At 72.7% G+C, this 19,661-nt stretch carries 19 protein-coding genes; 13 read left to right on the plus strand and 6 right to left on the minus strand.

The genetic code is table 11. The features are described 5' to 3' along the window. Nucleotide 1: 1 nt before the first annotated feature. The 6 genes from ACGFSC_RS41530 to ACGFSC_RS41555 form a co-directional block, all read right to left on the minus strand. A complete protein-coding gene (locus ACGFSC_RS41530) occupies nucleotides 2-832 on the minus strand; it encodes a DciA family protein (protein ID WP_359908651.1) in 831 nt (276 codons plus the stop codon). Then, nucleotides 829-2,310, minus strand: coding sequence for a helix-turn-helix domain-containing protein (locus ACGFSC_RS41535; RefSeq protein WP_359908648.1), 1,482 nt, complete (start codon nucleotides 2,308-2,310; stop codon nucleotides 829-831). Before ACGFSC_RS41535 ends, ACGFSC_RS41530 begins: the two co-directional genes overlap by 4 nt. A gap of 903 nt (nucleotides 2,311-3,213) precedes the next feature. Next, nucleotides 3,214-4,065: a DUF1932 domain-containing protein gene (locus ACGFSC_RS41540; RefSeq protein WP_359908646.1), complete on the minus strand. Its 852-nt coding sequence runs from the start codon at nucleotides 4,063-4,065 to the stop codon at nucleotides 3,214-3,216. Further along, on the minus strand, nucleotides 4,062-5,270 hold the full coding sequence (locus ACGFSC_RS41545; RefSeq protein WP_359908643.1) for an HAD family hydrolase: 1,209 nt from the start codon (nucleotides 5,268-5,270) through the stop codon (nucleotides 4,062-4,064). The genes ACGFSC_RS41540 and ACGFSC_RS41545 overlap by 4 nt, the downstream gene beginning before the upstream one ends. Then, nucleotides 5,270-6,316: an AAA family ATPase gene (locus ACGFSC_RS41550; RefSeq protein WP_359908640.1), complete on the minus strand. Its 1,047-nt coding sequence runs from the start codon at nucleotides 6,314-6,316 to the stop codon at nucleotides 5,270-5,272. Before ACGFSC_RS41550 ends, ACGFSC_RS41545 begins: the two co-directional genes overlap by 1 nt. A 251-nt stretch (nucleotides 6,317-6,567) precedes the next feature. Next, entirely contained in the window at nucleotides 6,568-7,314 is a 747-nt protein-coding gene (locus ACGFSC_RS41555) for a GntR family transcriptional regulator (protein ID WP_359908638.1), read from the minus strand. Nucleotides 7,315-7,816: 502 nt separating this feature from the next. Here ACGFSC_RS41555 and ACGFSC_RS41560 point away from each other — a divergent pair. The 13 genes from ACGFSC_RS41560 (at nucleotide 7,817) to ACGFSC_RS41620 (ending at nucleotide 19,615) form a co-directional block, all read left to right on the plus strand. Next, nucleotides 7,817-8,428 carry a hypothetical protein gene (locus ACGFSC_RS41560; RefSeq protein ID WP_359908635.1) on the plus strand — a complete coding sequence of 204 codons (612 nt, stop codon included), beginning with the start codon at nucleotides 7,817-7,819 and terminating at the stop codon, nucleotides 8,426-8,428. 118 nt (nucleotides 8,429-8,546) lie between these two features. Further along, nucleotides 8,547-8,957 carry a hypothetical protein gene (locus tag ACGFSC_RS41565; RefSeq protein WP_359908632.1) on the plus strand — a complete coding sequence of 137 codons (411 nt, stop codon included), beginning with the start codon at nucleotides 8,547-8,549 and terminating at the stop codon, nucleotides 8,955-8,957. Continuing rightward, a complete protein-coding gene (locus tag ACGFSC_RS41570; protein WP_359908629.1) occupies nucleotides 8,957-9,151 on the plus strand; it encodes a hypothetical protein in 195 nt (64 codons plus the stop codon). Before ACGFSC_RS41565 ends, ACGFSC_RS41570 begins: the two co-directional genes overlap by 1 nt. Before the next feature lie 160 nt (nucleotides 9,152-9,311). Next, the gene (locus ACGFSC_RS41575) at nucleotides 9,312-9,725 is read left to right on the plus strand and encodes a hypothetical protein (RefSeq protein ID WP_359908626.1); all 414 of its coding nucleotides are present in this window, start codon (nucleotides 9,312-9,314) and stop codon (nucleotides 9,723-9,725) included. A gap of 362 nt (nucleotides 9,726-10,087) precedes the next feature. Next, nucleotides 10,088-10,342 carry a hypothetical protein gene (locus ACGFSC_RS41580; protein WP_359908623.1) on the plus strand — a complete coding sequence of 85 codons (255 nt, stop codon included), beginning with the start codon at nucleotides 10,088-10,090 and terminating at the stop codon, nucleotides 10,340-10,342. 120 nt (nucleotides 10,343-10,462) lie between these two features. Continuing rightward, complete coding sequence (locus tag ACGFSC_RS41585; protein WP_359908620.1) at nucleotides 10,463-11,056, plus strand: hypothetical protein; 594 nt, start codon at nucleotides 10,463-10,465, stop codon at nucleotides 11,054-11,056. Nucleotides 11,057-11,110: 54 nt separating this feature from the next. Continuing rightward, nucleotides 11,111-11,314, plus strand: a complete 204-nt coding sequence (locus ACGFSC_RS41590; RefSeq protein ID WP_359908617.1) for a hypothetical protein — start codon at nucleotides 11,111-11,113, stop codon at nucleotides 11,312-11,314. Between the two features lie 307 nt (nucleotides 11,315-11,621). Then, entirely contained in the window at nucleotides 11,622-13,175 is a 1,554-nt protein-coding gene (locus ACGFSC_RS41595; RefSeq protein ID WP_359908614.1) for a DUF2637 domain-containing protein, read from the plus strand. Between the two features lie 206 nt (nucleotides 13,176-13,381). Next, a complete protein-coding gene (locus tag ACGFSC_RS41600; protein ID WP_359908611.1) occupies nucleotides 13,382-13,933 on the plus strand; it encodes a hypothetical protein in 552 nt (183 codons plus the stop codon). Between the two features lie 8 nt (nucleotides 13,934-13,941). After that, a complete protein-coding gene (locus ACGFSC_RS41605; protein ID WP_359908608.1) occupies nucleotides 13,942-14,163 on the plus strand; it encodes a hypothetical protein in 222 nt (73 codons plus the stop codon). 121 nt (nucleotides 14,164-14,284) lie between these two features. After that, nucleotides 14,285-16,759 (plus strand): hypothetical protein, encoded by a 2,475-nt coding sequence (locus tag ACGFSC_RS41610; protein WP_359908605.1) that lies wholly within the window; start codon nucleotides 14,285-14,287, stop codon nucleotides 16,757-16,759. A 17-nt stretch (nucleotides 16,760-16,776) separates the two neighbouring features. Next, entirely contained in the window at nucleotides 16,777-17,199 is a 423-nt protein-coding gene (locus ACGFSC_RS41615; protein ID WP_359908602.1) for a conjugal transfer protein TraB, read from the plus strand. A gap of 97 nt (nucleotides 17,200-17,296) precedes the next feature. Beyond that, nucleotides 17,297-19,615, plus strand: coding sequence for a hypothetical protein (locus ACGFSC_RS41620; protein WP_359908599.1), 2,319 nt, complete (start codon nucleotides 17,297-17,299; stop codon nucleotides 19,613-19,615). Nucleotides 19,616-19,661 lie beyond the last annotated feature (46 nt).

Here is a 19,661-nt window from a genome sequence, read left to right on the forward strand (position 1 = left end):
GCTACGCGGCACCGCTGAGGGTCATCGGCGGGCGGGCCGGGCGCAGCGGGATTGTTCCGCGCGCCGCCTTGTCCGCACGGGCACGGCGCTCGGCGAGAACCTGGCTGCTGGTGGCGGCCGCAGTGCGGGCGGCGGTCTCCTCCTCCTGGTCGGCTTTCTCGGCGAGGCCCTGGGCGAAGTGGTCCTCGGGTTCGCGCCGGTTGAGGATGGCCTGCTCCTGGCGGGCGATGGCGGCGACGATGGCCGGGTCGATGACGGTGGTGGTGCGGCGGCGGATCTCAGCGAGCGCGCGGTGGTAGCCGGCGCTCGCATCGTTGCGGGTGCGGACCGGGGCCTCGGGCTGCTCGACGGTCTGGTGGTGTTCGGTCCGCTGATCGGATCCGGTGGCGGCGATGGCGCGGGGCGCCAGGACCCGCAGGTCCCGCACCACCGCCTGACCGACCTTGCCGTTGATTCGGGCGACCAGCTGGCGGCCGAGCAGGCGCAGCTGGGTGGCGTAGGCCGGGGAGGTGGGCTGGAGGTCGAGGCGGCCGGTGCGCGCGTCGAAGTGCACGGGCTGGACCTTGCCGACGAGCTCGGGCGCGATCTCGGTCCACTGGTCGATGACGCCGCCGCCGGCGGTCGGTGTGTCCCAGGCCCGTTCGGCGACCAGGCCGGCCAGGGCGTCGCCGAGCCCGATCGGGTCGCGGCCGCCGGTGCGGACCATGGTGCGGCGGGTCGGGCGGGTGGTGGAGCTGCGGCCGCCGGGGGCGTCGGCGCCGCGGGTGCGGGCGGCCTCGCGGGCGGCCTTGAGGGCGACGCGGGCGAGGTCGACGCCGGACGTGTCGGTCACGCGGACCTCCAGGGCTGGTGGATGGTCATGCGGTGGGTGTGCCGCAGGCGCAGGACCTGGTCGACCAGGCCGTGGGTGTAGAGCTGGCGGGCGTATGCCTCGCCGCAGTCCCGGATGGCCATCAGGACCATCTCCGGGTCGCGCTGGCCGAGGGTGCGCAGCTCGATGACGTCCTCGCGGGTGAGCCGGTGCAGGTCGGTCAGGCCGTTCTGGTCCTGGGCGAAGAGCGCCAGTTCCTGGGCGCCCTGGCCGTCGGCCTTCCGCACCTGGGCGAAGGCCTGGTCGACCAGGCGGCCCACGGCGCGGGTGGCCGGGTCCTGCCAGTCGGTGAGGCGCCACTCGTCCGAGTTCCGGCTGTGGCGGGCCTGCGCGGCGGAGCGGGACTCGCGCCAGTGCTCGACCTGGGCGGCGCGCTCCTTCGGGGTTCGCCAGCCGGGCATCTGGGTCATGCCGCGCAGCCGGTGGGCGAGCAGGCCGGAGGGCCGGTAGCTGCCGCGCTGCGGCTCCTCCAGCGTGGACAGCCAGGCGACGACCTCCTCCGCGGTCCAGCCCGCGTCCGCGACCTCCTGCACGACCCAGGCGATCCGGGGCACCAGGGCGCGGCGCAGCCACGGCACCTGGCGGACCAGTTCGGCGGCCAGCTGGTAGCGGCGGCCGACGCGGTTGACGGTGCGCTTGCCCCGGCCCTTCGTGGACTTCTTCGCGGCGGTGGACTTCGGCTTCCCGCTCGCGACGTCCGTCTCAGAGGGCAGGTGAGTACATCCGTCGGCAGGAGTAGTACAGCAACCACCCCCCATTGGGGTGCAACGGCTGTTGGCCGCTGAGGTGTCGTCAGCGGCCTGTGACACCTGAGACGAGGAGTCGGACGACGGGGTCTGAGCAGTCGTCACCGAGGTCTTCGCGGATGCCTTCGCCCGGGCCGCCCGGACTTTGCGGGAGGCCCGCTTGCCGAGCAGCGCCATCGCCGCCCGCCCGGCCTCCGCGATCCCGACCACCCGCCGTCCGGTGCTCTCCCCCACGGTCCGCACGCCCAGCGCGACGTCGAACTCGGCCGGGATCACCCGGACGAACTCGCTGGCCTTCGCCTTCTCACCGCGGACCCGGGTGCCCTTCGCCACGTAGGCGAGAAGGCCGGCCTCGCGCAGCATGTCCAGCTGGTACTGCGCGGTCCGCTCGGTCACGCCCAGGCGCCGCGCCAGGTAGTCCACGCCCGGACGGCACGGCGACAGCTCCATGAGCAGCTGCGCGGTCCGGATCGCCGTACGGCCCATTTCGCGCGGCCCGTGGGAGCGTGACGGGCGGTAGCATCCCGAAGCGACGACCCAGTGCACCGCCTGCATCCAGCCGTACGGGTCCAACGCGACACGGCCCCGCGTCGTGGCCACCCACTGCTCCGCCACCGGCACCAGCACCCGGGGCAGCACCGGCACGCACGGCACGAACCGCCGCGCCGCCTTCGACACTGCGGAGTCGGCCACCGCGGCGACGTCGGCCGACTTCTGGCGCTGGCTGGGAACGCGCGGAGCGGCCGGGATTACACCCGACGAGGCGTCTACGGCGACACCAACACCCTCACCCAAATGAGTGATGTCTGTCACAGTACCGGGATTGCGGGTGGCCTGTCCGACAACCGGTCCGACAACCGGTCCCCCAGCGAATCCCCTGGAAACGGAGGGTGAGGCGCCTGGATCCCGCCCTGCGGGATCGGCGTCAAGGCCCGCGCCGGGAACACCAAGATCAACAAACATGGGCGGAGAGGACTGGAAAGGGGTCCTGACCTGCTGCAAAATGGCAGAGCCTCCTGCTCTCACACGCGGGAACGCAGAAGCGCCCCCTCGGGGGTGTGGTTCGCCGAGAACCGAAGTACCGCCCTTCCCGGACCCCGGCCGCCAAGTCGGAGCCCGTTCCGGGCCTCGTCCGATCGCCAAATCGGACGAATCACGTAAGACCGCAGTCCAGTGGTTGGCCCCACTGGAAGCGGTCCGGGGTTGCTGGCCTCGCCAAAGGCCGGCGCCCCCAACACAACTAAGTCACACTGACCCCCTTCGGGGGAGAGGTGTATCCGCATACGACGACGGCACCCCGCCGGAGCGACCTCGAACCGGTCGCCTCCACGGCGGGGTGCCGCATGTGTGCCTGGATTTGGGTACGGGTACCCTTCACTGCGTCACCACCTTCCGTGTGGTTGACCGGGACGGGCCCCCGGCAAGGGGCGCCGATCCACTCTGATGCCGTCCGGACTTGCTCAAGGTCCGGGCGGCAAAGTTCATTTTGGATCACTGACGGGGCAAGCCTACCGCTGTGGACAACACTCGGAGTAGCGGCGAGCGCACCGTGTCGATCTGACGAGCCAACGGCCAGACAGGCCGACAAGTCCCCGATCACTTGGACTCCCGCAGGAGCTTGAGGGCGCCCTCAGCCGAGAGCTCGCAGTTGTCCTTCGCGTCCGTCCAATGCCGGAGCGTCTCGGCCACAGCACGCAGAACCTCGTCCGGCAGGCCCGCCTCGCGCAGCGTGTCGGCGGCCTCTTCCATCTCCGGTGCCCACCTCCACGCCCGTGCGGCCGTCTTGGCGATGTAGTCAGTCTCGGTCAGGTAGCTGCCGGCCCGCTTGCCGGCCACCTCCAACAGTGCCTGGTCGACACCGTGGTCCTGAGCCAGTCCGTAGGAGAGCGCGGCAAGCACGCGGCTGGCCTTCTGATAGGCCGTGTAGGAGACCTTCAGCGCGGAGGCCTGCCCGATCTCCTCGCCCAAGACCGGCGTCGACACCGCGGTGTCCGAGAACAGCGCCGCCACCAGCGCGGCGGCGTCGGACGGGCCGGAGAGGAACAGCTTCGTGCGCTTGCCACCGACCGGCGGGGAGCCAATCACCGAGCCGTCGACCACCGACCGAGCGCTCCGACCCACCAGGTCGGCGATCCGCCGCGCCCTGGCCGGGCTGATCGCGTTGCCCTCGACGTAGACCCCGGCGAACCCAAGCTCAGCGACATCGCGGGCGACATTCTCGGCAGCGGCCGGCGGGCACAGGCTCAGCACGACCTCGGCCCGCTCGAGCAACTCGCCGAGCTCGGCCACCGGCTCCAGCCCGGCGTGCCCCGCGCGCCGTACAGTCGCGGGGCTACGTTCGGCCGAGCACCACAGCACCTGGGCACCGGCTGACACCGCGCAGGCCGCGACGGCCGCGCCCATGCTGCCGGGGTGGAGCACTCCGAGAACCGGCTGTCCTTCGGTCATCGGGCATCTCCACGACCGCGGACGTGTGCGAAGGCGTCCACGGCGGTCTCGGCGATGACGTCCGGCTCGGCCCCGCCCGGCCAGGGGCGGCCGTGCGAGATCCAGATCGTGTGCAGCCCGGCGCCGCGCCCGCCAATGATGTCCAGCTCCGCGTTGTCGCCGATCATCCAGCCGCCCTGGTCGAGGGCCCGGCCGACGCTGGCGGCCGCGGCCTCGAAGACGACCGGGTCGGGCTTCCGAGCGCCGACTTCCTCGGAGATACAGATTGCGTCGACCCGGTCCGAGATACCGCTCGACTTGAGCTTGGCGCGCTGGATCTGGCCGCCACCGTTGGTCACGATGACGACCTGCCAGCCCTCGGCCCGAACGGCATCCAGTGCGTCGAGGACCCCCGGGAAGGGGGCGACCGCAGCGGCGAGTTCGGCGCTGTAGCGGGCCCAGAGGTCCGCGGCCGGCTCGGCCAGGCCGAGCTCGGACTGCAACGCCTCGAACGTGGCCAGGTCGGCGCGGATCCCCATGGCCTCGAGCATCCGACGTTCGGCGGCGGGCACCAGGTTGGCCCCGGCGCAGTAGGAGGTGATCCAGGCGGAGACCGCCGCGCGACGATCGATCAAGGTGTCGTCGAAGTCGACCATCAGCAGCTGAGCACGAAAAGCGAGCGCCCTCGCGATCAGCTCGGCAGCCCGTTCCGGGGAAACGGTGTCGGTCTGGATCACCAGGTCGAACCGGAACCCCTGGTTGGTGTCCAGGTCCGCCTGGGTCGCATCCCACGCGGACAGGCGGGCCAGGGTGTCCTCGTCGCCGCGCCCCGCCGACCGCTCGGCGGTCACCTCCCGGGGACACCACAGAAGGACGCTCAGCCAGTCGGCCTGGTAGTCGTCCAACAGTGCGCGAACCCCGTCGACCTGACCGAGGTGTGCCACCGGCACCCCAACCTCGAAGGCGGCGTCCAACCCGGGCCGGTCGACAACGTAGGTGTTGCCGTAGCGCGAGTTCGAGTAGACGACATCGCCCGCTGCCTCCAGCTCGGCCAGCTGCTCCGCGCTGCCCATCCGGTAGCCGGCGGACTTACCCGAGCCCACCTTCAGCCGCTCGAACTGCCGGTGCCGCTGGTTGTACTTCGTCAGCGCCGCAGTGACGGTGTCCTTGCCGGAGGCGGGCGGCCCGTACAGAAGAACGCCCGAACGGCTGGCCTGGCTACCCACTAGCCCACCATCCCCAGCGCCAGGCGTGCCCGGTCCGCGAGGGAGACCGCGGTGCCGTACCGGTTGTCCACGACCAGGTGCGGCACGACCGGGCGCAGCTCCATGTCGACGCCGGCCATGTAGTCGGACCAGTTCTGGAGCTTCCAGGTGTCCCGCGCGGCCGACCGCTGACCGATGTACTCCCGCATCGAGTCGGCATCGCACTGCACCCAGACGGGAGCGACGGTCACCCCGCGCGCCGCGCACCGGTTCTCCAGCCGCCGCATCCACGCCTCATCGACCATCTCGGCGATGAACGGCGCGGTCAGCACCGTGCTGATCCCGCAGTCCACATTGGCGTAGGCGGCCTTCAGCAGGCACTCGTACTCGAGCGGCCGGACCCGAGACCGGTACAACTCTGACTGGCGGTCGTTCGGCTCCGATCCCAGCTCCACCAACAGGGCCTCCACCAGTGCCCTCGACATCGGGTCTTTGTCCAGCAGCGGCCATCCGGTCAGCTCAGACAGGAACCTCGCGAGCTCGGTCTTCCCCGTCCCGGCGTACCCACCGACCAGCACCAGCGTCGGCGAGTTCGAGTCGCCGCCCGTGTGCCTGCGCTTCCAGGCGTCCATCACCCGCTGCTGGAAGCCGACGGCGTCGACACCGGCAGTGCCGGGAGCCATGTGCGTCAGCGCCCGCTCCACCGCGAGGACATGGCCACCGTTGTGCCTGTGCTCCATCGGGGTCAGCGAGAACGCCGCCTCCTGTTCGCCTGGCAGCGGGTCACGGAAGCCGAGTTGCACGTCGGTAGCGCGGTAGAGCAGCGCGTAGGCCCGCCGGTAGTGCGGCCCCGGATACACCTCACCGAGCTCGTGCTGGCTGATGGTCTGCGGATTCCCCGCCGGCACGCCCCTGAGCTTGGCCTGCTCCGCGACCTTACGCAGTTCCTCACCGGCCTGCTCCTGGGTCAGACCGTGTGCCTCCCGCTGGTCACGCAGCTTGTACGGCTTCCAGCCGGGGTGCTCCGACTTCTTCGCCATGTCCCCCACCACCTCTGTCATCGCCATGCTTCGGAGCCTATGGGCGGCCCGTCGAAATCCATGTGTAGCTGGATGTTGAACCGGGTTGAGAAAGTGCTGTAGCTCTAAGTGATTCTTTGTCAGCTCCGGTTCAGCTGTGATTGGTCTCCATGGACAGCCAAACCGGGAGGACAACAGATGCGTACTGATGAGCGGAACGCGGCGGAGGAATTGGTCCAGGCCAACGATGTGGGGAGGAACCTCGACCAGCATGCTCTGCCGCAGCGTGTCTTCCTGTGTCAGCCAGCAATGCTCAGTGTCAGCAAATGGTGCAGGGGCGTGGTGCTGACTGTCACAAAGACCGTGGACTCCTGTGGATCGCGAGCAATGCTCAGGATTCGGAAGCCGGGGGTTCCCTCTGTCACACCGAGCGCTGCTGCCGCGGCCTGATCCATGGGTTCGGCAGAGATCATGGTGTCGGTGCGCAGCACGTTCCAGCCGAGCCAGTCAGCGAAACGAACTCCGGCAGGGGGAGACATGCGAGTGGCACCAACCGGGGCCAGCAGGGGCGGGACGCCTTCGTGGCCCTCAGGCTGACGAGAGGCCAGCTCGTAGGGCACGATGGTCAGTTTGTGTTGAACCGGAACACCATCTACCGAGCGGACCCGCGTGCGCTCCACGACATCGGTGTCAGCGATCCCCCACGCAGCCATATACGGAGGTGCGGGCAGTTGACGGACAAGGGTGGTGACCTCGTTGGCCTCACCACCGGATGCCGGCTTCCAGATCGGCACGTTCAAGTCAGGGGGGCCGAACGTGCCGAGGTGGGCCTCGGCGGTTCGGCCAGCGGTGACGACAGTGCCGCTGCCAGCCTCGGTGCGGACCAGGCCTAGGGCCGCTAGCTGCGCGTAGGCCGCCGCGACGGTCTGCTGACTCACGCCGCGTTCATCAGCCAACTTGCGTACGGCGGGGAGGCGCGTCCCGTGGCGGTAGCGCCCGGCCGAAATCCCCTCCCGAATCTCGGCCGCGATGGTGCTGGCGTTCAAGGTTCAGTCTCCTATCGAGCGGCTGCCGGGCTACAGGCTATCGCGTCAAGCAGCGAACGTCACCATCTTGACATTCGTCAAGACAGATTTGAACTATCTTGACACTTGGGAGATAGGCCCCTATCTTCGATTGCATCGGGCCGGTTACGGTCCGCGATGGATGGGCTGGGCCGTAAGCACCACCCGGGTGTCGATGTGCTGTCGGCAGCGTCGAGCAGCACGGAACCGCAGGTGGTAGCCGTCCTTGTGGGCGTCGGATACCAGCACTGAGTAACAGCGGTGTCACCCGCCTTCGGGCGGTGGCGGTCACCTCGGTGACAAGGGGTTGAGCCCTTAGCTCCCCCGCGTCGGACGCCTACATAGCAACACCAGAACCGATTTTTGAGCAGCGTGCTGCGCTGCCTGTCCGCCAGGACGTCGACCTTCGGGTCGGGCCTGGCGGGCGGAGAGAGCAGCAAGTTCCGCTCCCCGGACTCCCCCTTCTCCCTGCCAGGAGGCCCCGATGCCCGCCAGGACTCGCACCAAGCGCCGCTCCGCTCTCCCCCCGCTGAAGCTTTCGACCCTGCGCCCCCACCTCTACAACCTGCGCCCGGACGAGGTCGCCACCATGGTCTGCCCCGACTGCCGGACCTGGCAGCGGATCATGGGTATCGAGGGCGGGACGCGCACCATCCGCGACCACTACTCCACCGACCTGTCCGGCGCCGAACTGGCGGCTGGTCAGCGGGACGCCCGCTGCCCCTCCGCCCGCCGGATCGTCGAGATCGACGTCCTGCTGGCGCGTTGGGCACGGGACATCGAGGAGGGCACCACCGAGACCGCGGCCCGCCGGCCCACCACCGTCCTGCGCAAGGTCAAGACGCCCGTTGCCCCGGCGGTGCTCCACATCGCGCAGGGCCGTCCGGCCGAGCCCACCGAGTCCGCCAGGCAGGCCGCGCGGAAGCGCACCAAGGGCTGGGAAGCCGCCCGCATCGACGTGCTCGTCACCGACGCGGTGCGGCAGCAGCCGCTGTACGGCGCGCGGAGCCCGCTCTTCTCGCTCGGCCTGCCCGACGGCGTGGCCACCGAGCCGCCCCGGAAGCACCGCAAGCCGAAGGGCCGCCTCGCCGCCTGAGCCACACCGTCCGTACGAACGACCACGGCCGCCGCCGACCCCCTGCCGGGGTCGGCGGCGGCCGTCGCCTTGCTCGCACAGAACCCCGCCCACCGAGACCGCCCCCGAGGAGACCGCGATGCCCGAAACCCCCGCCGCCGCCACGCCGCTCGCCGACGCCTACACCTGGTACTCGACCGGCCTGCGCGACCTGGTGCGGGAACTGCTGGACGAGGCCGGCCTGGACACCGCCGGCGACACCGTCGACGACCTGTGCGGTGACCTGTGGCTGCACGCGGCGGAGCTCGCCCGCACCGGACGCTCCTTCGGCGAGCTCCTGGACACGCTGGACGTCAACGCCGAGATCTTCGTGAGCCGCCTCCACAACAGTCCGGCAGTGACCCTCAGCGGCCGGCTCGACACCGCCGCCGACCCGGCCGACACCGCCGAGCTCGCCCTCGCCGCTGCGGACAGGGCCGGCCGCCAGCCGCTCCCCCGCCCCCGCCAGCATGCCACCGAGCGCCGCCACCCTCAGCGCGCAGCGGCCTGATGCGCACCCACCTGGTCGCCTACCTGGCCCGCACCAGCGACGGCGCGGAGCACGGCGTGGCCCGCGTCCCGTCGAACCAGGGCCGGCCTTCGTGGCACGAGTGCGCGGCCGTCGTCCCCGGCTACCTCGTCGGGCAGTACCTCGGCGCCGCGCCCGAGCCGGACGGGACCCGGTCGGCGCGTCGATCCGCCTGACCCACCACAACGTACGAACCGTCACTGCGTTGCCCACCCCGCCGGTCGGGGTGGGCAACGCAGTGGTTGCTCGTGCAGCCAACACAAGAACGGCCCCGGGGCGGTACCCCCGAGGCCGTTGTCGGTCGCCATCAACCCCAAGCAGAGAAGAGGAACGACCGTGGACACCATCATGGCACCCGCCGCCCACCAGGCCACCCCGGACCTCGACGACCTCTACACCCGGTACGCCGGCCGACTCCTGGTGGCGGCCGCCGAGCAGCTCGCCGGGATCAGCCCGGCCGCCACCGACCTGGACGAGGACCTCGCCGACGCCGTTTGGGACGACGTCGCCGCCGGCCTCTACCCCGAGGACGCCCGCGGCCTGGACGGCCTGCTCGTCCTGCTGCGCACCAAGGTCCGCCGGGTCCGCGCCCGCGCGGCCGCCGCCTCCCTCGCGATCCGCGAGGTCGTCATCGACCTGGACGACCTCGCGGACACCGCGCCGGTCGCCACGATCCCGACCCCCCGGCCGTTCCCGGCCACCCTCTCCGCCTCCGTCGCTGCCCTCCGCACGCTCCCCCTGGCCGGGTGACCTCGTGGCCTCCGACGCGCTGATCCAGCTGCTCATCGCCAAGGCGGCCAACAAGGCCGCCGCCCAGGCCGCCAAGGCCGCCGCCGCAGCGCTCAAGAAGACCAAGGGAGGCAGCAAGTGATCCGCACCGACCGCTCCTACGGCGGCAGCGACGGCAAGGGCAAGCCCGCTCCCGACCCCCACCCCCCGATCACCTCGAAGAAGAGCAAGTGAGCAGCCCCGAGGACCAGGCCTGGACCGGCCAGCAGATGGACGAGTTGCTGCGCCGGGCCCGCGAGATGCACGCGAAGGCGCAGGCCGAGAAGGCCTGCGGACAGCAGCAGTAGCCAGCACCCACGACACGACACGAGAGGAGACCGCCCGTGAGGACGGACGAGGAGTACGACGCCTGGCAGGCCGAGCTGGCCGCGATGAACGCCGCGTACGAGGAGGCCGACCAGGCCGAGTACGCCGCCTACATGGACGGGCTCGACGCCCGCGACGTCGCGCGCTGGGTCGACCCGCTCCTGGAGCAGCCGGCCACCGGCGGGGCGCTCCTGGAGCAGCGGCACGCCCTGTACGAGGCCGCGCACCCGGAGCAGGTCGAGGCGCTGCGGCGCCTCGCCGCCCTGGCCTGACCGCCGGTTGCTGTCGTTCGCCGCCGTGCCCCGCCCCCGGGCCCACCCGGGGTGTGGGGCACGGCGGCGAACGACGGTGCCCGACGCACCCGCCCCTTCTCCCCTATACAGGAGGACCCCGTGAGCAAGCCGACCTGGATGGCCTCGCGCCTCGGCATCAAGCACGCCCCCCAGCCGCTGGCGCAGCTCGTGGAGCTGGGCCGCTGGCTGGACGACCCCGCCCGCCGCTTCGCCTTGCGCGCCGCCCGTAAGGAGCGGCAGGCGGCCGTCACCGACGCCGTCCGCGCCTACGACGAGGCCCGGCGCCCCAGCCAGCGGATCCCCGCCGCCCGCATTGCCGACGCCCACGAGCAGCTGGAGCTGGCCCAGGGCCGCGCCGGCCTGCTCGTCCTGGTCGAGGAATTCGCCGAACAGAGCCGGTTGCGGGTCACCGCCACGGTCCTGCGCCCCGGCCAGCAGCAGGACGTCGACGCGCAGACGCTGCGCCTGCTGGCGACGCGGATCAGCGTCGGCACCCGCGAGCTGCTCGCCGAGTTGGCGGCCGACTTCGTCTACCCCGACGAGGTCCACCGCGGCGCGGAGGCCGCGCTCGCCCGGCTCACTCACTGCCGCCTGGCGGCGGAGGCCACCGGCGAGCCCGCCGTCCTGAGTACCTGGGCCGAGGAGGTCGAGTTCGCCCTCGCCGTCGTCCAGACCGCCTCCACCCGCGGCTGACCAGCCGCCGTCGGCCGCCGCCGCGCCCCGCCCCGGACCACCGGGCGCGGGGCGGTGATCGGCACGCCCGGAACCGACCGCAGGATCGCCGAGTACTCCTGGCGCTGCCTGGCCTGCGGCGACGACAGCGGCTTCGACACCGACCACCTGGTGGACCGCATGCGCCACCTGGCCAACCGGCACGCCGGCGAGTGCCGGGCGCTCCCGGCCGCCACCGGCGACACCGCCGACGCCGGGAAGGCCGGCGCCCGCAGCTGACCGAGTCCGCGTTTCGGGCCCGGCCGCCCCTCCTTCGCCTCAGCGGCGGCCGGTTTCGGATACGCGTGATCGCGTTTCGGGAGCACCGGCCGCCGTTTCGGACCCACCTGAACCGAGCCTTCCGGAGGCCCCTGTGACGATCACCGACATGCCGCCGACGGCGGCCCCGCACCGCCCGGCGTCCCTCATGCCGGGCCCCGTTTCGGCACCGCCCGTACCCGTTTCGGGAACACCCCGGAGCGTTTCGCCCGCGCCCCGGGCGGTTTCGGAGACGACCGAACCCGTTTCGCCCCCGCCCGCGTCCGGGGTGCTGACCACCCCGCAGAAACTGGCGGCCGCCGGGATCGTGACGGCCGCGCTCGCCCTGGCCGGCATCGGCCTCTACCTCAGCTTCGGGAACGTCGCCTCCTTCGCCCACCTGCACCTGCACTTCCCCACCCTGGACCAGGGCAAGCTGTTCGCGGTCGGCGTCGACACCGGGATCATGGTCCTGATCGCGGTCGACCTGCTGATGGCCTGGCTCAAGCGTCCCATCAGCTGGATCCGCTACCCGGTGTGGCTGCTCACGGCCGCCACCGTCGTCCTCAACGCCGCCTCGGCCGCCCCGCAGGGCCGGGCCTGGCAGCCGCTCGACTATGTCGCCGCGTTTGCGCACGGCCTCGTCCCCGTGCTGTTCATCGCGGTCGTCGACATCGGCCGTGACTCCATCGACCGCGTCGTGCGCCCCGACCGGCCCGACCGCGACTCCATCCCGCTGATCCGCTGGATCCTCGCCCCCGTCGCCACGCCCCGCATCTACCGGCGGATGCGGCTGTACGACGTGCACTCCTACCCCGAGATGGTCCGCCGCGACCAGGAGCTCATCGCCTATCAGCTGTGGCTCAAGCGCAAGCACAAGGGCGACCTGACGCAGGCCAGCGAGGACGAGCTCCTGCCGATGACGATGGCCCCCCACGGCTACACCGTCGCCCGGGCCCTCGCGATGCCGGACGAGCAGGATCAGGCCGCCGAGGCCCGCCAGGAAGAGGCCGAGCGCCGGCGCCTGGAGGCCGAGACCCGCCGCAAGCAGGACACCGCCAAGGCCGAGGCCGACCGGCTGCGCGCGGACGGCGAGGTGGAGCAGGTGAAGGCCGAGGTCGAGGGCGCCACCGGGCAGGCCCGCGCCCACGCCCGGGCCCAGGTCGAGGCCGCCGAGCAGGTGGCCGCGAGGGAGAAGGAGGCGCTGGAGACCGCGGCGACGGCCGAGGCCCGCGCCCGCACCGCCGCCGCCGAGTGCGAGGAGGCGGAGCAGCGCAAGGCGACGGCGAAGGTCGACCTGGAGGCGGCCGAGCTGGAGCAGCGGGCAGCGGCTACGCGGCGCGCGATCGAGGAGGCAGACAAGGTTGCCGCGGCCGAGTCGGCGGCGATCGACACGCAGACCATCGCGATCGCCCGCAAGGCCGCAGCCGAAGCCGACGAGGCCGCCGCCGAAACGGAGAAGGCCGCCGCCGAAACGCGCCGGGCCGCCGCCGAAAAGGACCGCCTGGCCGCTGAAGAACGCGAGCGCGAGCAGACCGCCATCGCGAACGCCGAGAAGGCCAAGCTGGCCGCCGCCGAAACGGAGAAGGCCGCCGCCGAAACGCGCCGGGCCGCCGCCGAAATCGAGCGGCGCGCGGTCGAAATCGAGGACGCCGCCAAGCTGAAGCCCCGCGAGCGGGCGATTCGCAAGGTCGCCCGGATGATCCTCGCCACCCCCGACCGGATGCCCGAGCAGCTGCCGCTCGCGGACATCCAGGCCGCGCTGGAGGTCTCCTCGCCCGCCACCGCCTCCGAGTACCGCACGGAGGCCGCGGAGCTGCTCGCCCAGGGCTACCAGCCCTGACCAGCCCGGCCAACCGCACCAGTGCACGGCCTCTCCGGTGGTCACCAGGACGCCCGCAGCGTCCTGGTGATCGCCGAAGGCGCCGACGCGCCGAGTACCACCATCGACCCGGCCGTCCGGCCGGAGCCCGGGTCCGAGAAACCCATCACCCCAGGTCAGGCGGATGCTGCCGCCTGACCGCGCGCTCTCGAAGGGAGAGCCGAACCATGGACCTGAACACCCTGTTCACCGACGAGGGAATGCGGAAGTTCAGCGCGACCCAGCGCGACCAGCACAAGGAGGACGCCCGCCAGTACGGCCTGCTCGCCGACATCGTGGAGCAGCGCCTGCTGAACACGCCGATCGAGGGCGACCGCTGGCGGTCCGAGAACGGCCGCGCCCGCAAGGTCGCCGCCAAGCTGCGCCGGATGGAGAAGGCGTCGCGCCGGGCCGCCGCGTCGGCGGAGGCCCTGTACGCCGCCTACGTCCACCAGGTGCTGGAACTGCCGCAGCGCCGGGAGACGGCGGCGGCCCGCAAGGCCGCGCGCCGGGCCCGGCGCGGCACCCAGCTGCGGGGCGCGGTGGCCGCCTCGCTGGGCAAGAGCGCGGCGCAGCTGTCCGGGGTGAACGCCCCCGCTGCGCCGGCCGACGAGGCCGGGAACGAGCCGCTGTACCTGCCCGCACAGCCGCCCGTCGCCGCGCCGGCCGAGGCCCCGGCCCCGGCGCCGATCGGCGGGATCGGGGACTTCTTCCCGGCGCCGAAGCGGGGGGTCGGCTGATGGCCCGGATGAGCAAGGCGGAGGCCGACGCGAGGCGCCGCCGCAACCGCCAGCAGCACTGGCGCGACGGCGGCGAGAAGGCCCGCGCGAAGGGGTCGGCCGCGTACGCCGCCTACTGGTGGGACGTCGCCCGGTCGATCGCGGTGGAGGCCGATCGGGAGGGCAAGCCGCCGCTGTGGAACGAGCTGGCGAGCGGGCTGCACGACTTCATGCAGCGTCACAACACGTAATCAACAACCACAACCACAACCGGCAGGGGGCCGCCGCGGCGGCCCCCTAAGGTGCGCGCGCGTCGCGCGCGCGCGAGGTTGCCGTATCCGTGACTGTCTGTCAACTGAGAGAGGAGGAGGAATGAGCGACGACGAGGGCTCCGGCACGGTCATCCCGTTCCCCGGAGGAGCCGGTGGAGGGGTCGGATTCGCACCCCCGCCGCTGCCGGAGGCCCCGCCTCCACGGCCCGCCGAACCGGCCGTTCCGCCCGTCCTGGAGATGCCACCGGCCGCCGGTCGGCGCTCTCCGCTGGAGACCCTGGCGAGCCTGTCCGGCCCGGCCGAGATGGTGCCCGCCGAGGCTCCGGCGCTGCCGGCGCCGGCGGATCCGGTGCCCGCTCCGGTGCCCGGCGAGGTGCCCGCGGCGTTCCGTTCCGAGGCCGCTGGCGAGGCGGCCCCCGGGCCGGGGCTGGGCTCGCTGTCGCTGGCGGCGATGCTCGCGGTGTCGGTCGCGGCGATGCGCGGCATCCACTCCGCGGTGACCGCGTTCCGGGCGAGCCGGGAGCAGCGCAAGGCCGTCGCCGAGGTCGCGGAGAAGGCCGGTCAGGAGAGCAAGGAGGGTGGGAAGAAGGGCGGCCGGGACACGCTCACCCCCTCCCACGAGTGGGGCCGCCGTTCCCTCGACCGCCACCAGGGCGGCCGGGGCGGCGGTCCCGTCGGGGGGCCCGGCGGCGGTAGGAGCGGCGGCGGTCCGGGTGGACCTGGCGGTCTCCGGGGCGCAGGATCCGCTCCGGCACCCGGCCCGGCCGCCTCCCCCGGCGGCGGCACGTCGGGAGCCCGCAAGGTGTCCGGCACCGGCAAGGACGGCGGCCCGGGGGCGGGCGCTTCGAGCGGCATGTCCCCGAAGGGCAAGGACACTGGCAAGGGTGGTCCCTCCGGTTCGGGCAAGGGCCGGTCCGGCTCCGACAAGGGCCCGGCCGGGTCGACCGGCGGGCCGGTGCACCGCACCTCGCAGGGCGGCGGCCCCGCCGCCCGGGGCAAGGGCGGTGGCAAGAACACCGGCTCCGGTGGCGGCGGGACGAACGGAAAGTCCGGGAAGAACACCGCCGCCGGGCAGAGCGGCGGCGGGCAGAGCGGTGGCGGCCGGAGCGGCAAGAACGGCGGGACCGTTCGGACCCCGGACAAGCCGGCCTCGAAGAGCGGACCCGGCAGGTCCGGGGCCGGTTCGGCCGACGGGACCTCGCCGGGCACGCCGGGCCGTGGGAAGGGCGGCCGGGTGAAGGCGCCGACCGGCGCGTCCGGCACCGGCTCCTCCTCGGGCACCCTGCGCAAGGGCAAGGGCAAGGGGAAGGGAAAGAAGGCCGGCGGCCCGAACGGGGCACCCGCAGGTGGGCGGCCCGGTCCGGGGCAGCGCCGCCCGTCGAAGAAGCGGGTGCCCGGTGTGGACCACGGCACGTGGGACGGGGTGGGGTACAACTGCGGGTGCCGTCGGTGCCGGCGGTTCCTCAAGCGCAGGCTGGACGGTCGGGTCTCGCTGGGCGAGGCGATCCACCGCACGGCGGCCGCCCGGCTCAAGGCCCGCCGCAAGAACTTCATCCCGGCCTGGAAGCCCCCCGCGAAGAAGAGGAGGAAGAAGGGGAAGGGCGGGCCGGCCTCCGCCGCGGCGGGCAGCGCCGCCACGGCCGGAAGCACGCGCACCGGCTCGTCCACCGGGCCCGGCGCGAAGAAGGCGGGGAAGAAGGCCCGCGGCGGCTGGGGCGCCGCCTTCCACCGCGCCTGGGGCCGCGCGAAGAAGGCGACCGCCCCACCGCCCGGACCCGGCGGGACCACCACGACCGGGCGCAGCACCCCGTTCGGGGCGGCCGGGATGGCGAGCGCGGGCGGCGAGACCATCACGGTGGTCCGGGAGGACCGGGTCGGTGACGCCGGGGCCTCGCGCAACCGGCCGCCCGAGCACGGCGCCGAGCAGGGACTGCCCGCCACCGGGCCGGCCGCGCTCGGCCCCGCCCCGGTGAAGCACACCCGGCGGCCCGGCACCCGCCGTCCGCGCCCGATGCCGCCCGTCCCCTCCCCGGCTCCGGCCGAGGCCGAGGTGGTGCCGGCCGCCGGGCCGTCCGACCAGCAGGGCGCCGCGGTCGTGGCGGCCTCCGTCCCCGCGCAGAGCGGGCCGAGCAGAAGGAGCAGCAGCGTGTCCCTGCCCGCCACGGGCGGCGCCGTGCCCGGCATGTCCGCCGAGCACGCCACCGAGATCACCATCGACGACGTCCTGGACGAGCTGTCCCGGCTCACCCAGGAGGGCTTCGCCGCGCACGACACCTGCGTGACCCTGGCCGAGCGGGCCCGCAAGCTGCGCTACGACCTGGAGGACCTGGCGGCCGAGCTGCGCACCCGGCACAACGTCATCGGCCGCCTCACCTCGACCGCGATGTCCCGCCTGGCGGAGTCGATGGACCTGCTGGCCCGCAAGGCCGACGAGATGAAGATCAGCTCGTTGGAGGCGGCCGAGCAGTCCGAGAGCGCCGACCAGGCGATGAACGACCACTACAAGCCCATCCAGCGGGCCACCGCCGACGCGGGCCTGAACACCCCGTCCGCCCGCGTCCACAACGAGAACTGAGAAGGAAGGAGCGGCTGATGAGCGACATCGAGTTGTACGACGGCGGCGGTGAGGTCGAACGCGGCGGCGGCGGGGTGCTCGGGTTCCTCGGGCTGGCGGCCCGCACCGCGATGCTGACCGCCAGCGCCCTCAAGCTCAAGGAGGGCATGTGGTCCCTGCAGCGGCACATGGAGAAGAACGCCGGCCAGGCAAGGGACCTGTCGGAGATGTGCGGGCAGGCCGAGGTCGCCGCGCAGTTCACCGCGCAGATCCTGGAGGTCTCGGCCGCGCTCACGAAGGTGGCCACCGCGTCCGGGGAGATGGCGAACGCCGCCGACGACACGGAGACGGCCGCACGGTCCTTCGAGTCCGAGCACGACCGCGAGTACCGGGGCGTCTACGAGGCCGCCCAGGCCGCCGACGTGCCGATGGCCAAGCCCGGCTTCTACAAGGTCCGCTGACCGCCCCGCACACCCCACCAGCACCGACCCCGACGGGGCCGCACCCGAACGACCGGGTGCGGCCCCGTCCCGCACCCCCGAAGAGAGGACGGCGACGGTGACCACCGCCGACCAGCCCCAGGCACCGGCCACCGGCGCCACCACCACGACCGTGCCCGCCGGCACGATCCGCCGCCGCGCGAACGCCGAACGGCTCGCCTACGCCGCCTGCGCCGCCGGCATCGCGATCGGCCCGCAGTGCGACCAGGGCCCCCTGTCCTACCTCGGCGCGATCGGCACCGCCGCGGGCACCGGCCTGTGGCTGTACTGCAAGGCCACCCCCAAGGACGGCGCCGCCCCGGGCATGGGCCTGCTGCGCTCCGCCCTGCGCGCCCTGCCCGCCCTGACCGGCTCCGCCCTCTACGCCGCGGCCCTCGCCGCCCCGGGCACCGCCTGGTGGGAGATCGCGGGCCCCGCGCTGTGGGGTGCGGCGGCCGCGGCCGCCGCACCGTTCACCCGCTCCGCCGGCCTGACCGAGGAGGCACTGCCGGACCTGGTCGCCGCCCTCCCCCCGCAGGACGTCCCGGCCCAGGACGCGCCGCACGACTACCCGTCGTTCCTGGCGCGGTTGTGGGACCAGGCCGAGCTCGCGCCCGGCACCAAGCTCACCGCGGTCGAGCACTTCCAGCCCGGCCTGCCCGACTTCAGGGCGGTCATCGTCGCCCAACCGGGCAAGGCCGTCCCGCAGCTGTCGCTGCGCAACCTGGCGGCGGCGTTCGACGTGCCGGAGGAAGCGGTCACCTTCACCTCGCTGCTCGGCTCCGGCCCGGGCCGGATGGTCCTGTCCGTCACCCCCACCGTCGGCGAGACCACCCGGGCGTTCAACAGCCTGGAGGCGCTGTGGGAGAGCGCGGTCACCGACCCCGGCGGCGCCGCCCCCGGCGTGAAGTTCGTGCGGGCCCGCATCGAGAACGACCGCATCGTCATCCTCGCCGCCGCCCCGCGCGGCAAGAAGATCCGCCTGCCCCACAGCGAGGTCTGCTCCGCCCTCGGCGTCGACGACCCCACCCGCCTCGTCATCGAGACCGACGGGCTGCGCCAGGCCGTCGTCAGCGTCTACCGGACCAACCCGCTGATGAACGTCCGCAAGGCCACCGTCGCCGACCTGACGATGGACGAGCGCGGCCGCGTCGCGGTCGGCGTCTGCCACGACGGGCGCCCTGCCGTCATGCGGCTGTGGGACCCCGGGCAGGGCGCGCTGCGCGGCATCGTCGCCGGCGTCACCGGCGCCGGCAAGTCCGTGCTGCTGAACCTGATCCTCGCCGCCGAGAAACGCTCGGGGGTCGTCTCCTGGGTGGCCGACATCCAGGGCGGCATGAGCCTGCCGGAGGCCGACGGCCGCGTCGACTGGTTCGCCAAGGGCGAGGACGAAGCCCTGACGATGCTCGTCACCGCCCACAAGGTGATGAAGTACCGCGAGAAGATCTCGAACGAGATGGGCCGTGGGGACTTCGCGATCGGCTGCCCCTGGCCGCTGATCAACATCACCCTGGACGAGATCAACCGGCTGCTCAGCCACCCGGACGAGAAGAAGAAGAAGCTCGCCGCCTACCTGATCGCCGACATCCAGAAGACCGGCCGCAAGGTCGGCATCGGCATCCGCCTGGCCGTCCAGTCCCTGCACCTCAAGGACCTGGGCGACGAGGAAGCGATCCGCCAGCAGGGCAAGGTCGGCGTCCTCTTCCTCATGCGCACCGCGAGCTCCTCCACCCGGGACATGGGCCTGGACGGCGTCGCCCCGCCCGGATTCCAGCTGGAGAACATCCCCGCCCGCATCTACGAGACCGGGCAGATCGAGGCCCTGTTCCACGGCACCGACGACGACGAAGGCCAGTCGACCGCCGGCATGGCGTACATGTTCCTCGACGGCCGGGCCTCCTTCATGCGCACCTTCTACGCCGAGAAGAAGAACGGCATCTACCCGGACCTCATCGAGCTGTACGGCGAGGAGCCGCCGGCGACCATCACCGACGGCGAGGCCGACGCGGCCGGGAAGGCGTACGCGCTGCGCAACGAGCCGCCCGCCGCTCCGGCACCGGACGGCGTGCCGGTGGCCGACGCCGACCACGGCCCGGTGCCGGACACGGACCCGGCGGCCATGCCCGAGCTGCCCGCGGTGCCGTCCTTCGACCCGCCCGCCGCCGACAGCGCGGTGGACCTGACGAAGGAGTTCGAGAGCGGGCCGACGCTGCGCGAGCGGATCCTCGACCTCCTGGCCGACGGGCCCATGAGCCTGCCGGAGATGCGCAAGGTGCTCTGCCCGGAGTACAAGACCGGCTCCGTGAACACCGAGGTCGGCGAACTCAAGCGGGACGGCTGGCTCGAGTCGGTCGGCCGCGGCGCCTACCAGCTCGTCACCGAGCCCGCCGACGCCTGACCCGTCACCCCACACAGCGGGCCCGGCCGACCGGCCGGGCCCGCTC

Source organism: Kitasatospora sp. NPDC048715 (assembly GCF_043198905.1).
Classification (GTDB): Bacteria; Actinomycetota; Actinomycetes; order Streptomycetales; family Streptomycetaceae; genus Kitasatospora; species Kitasatospora lactacystinica.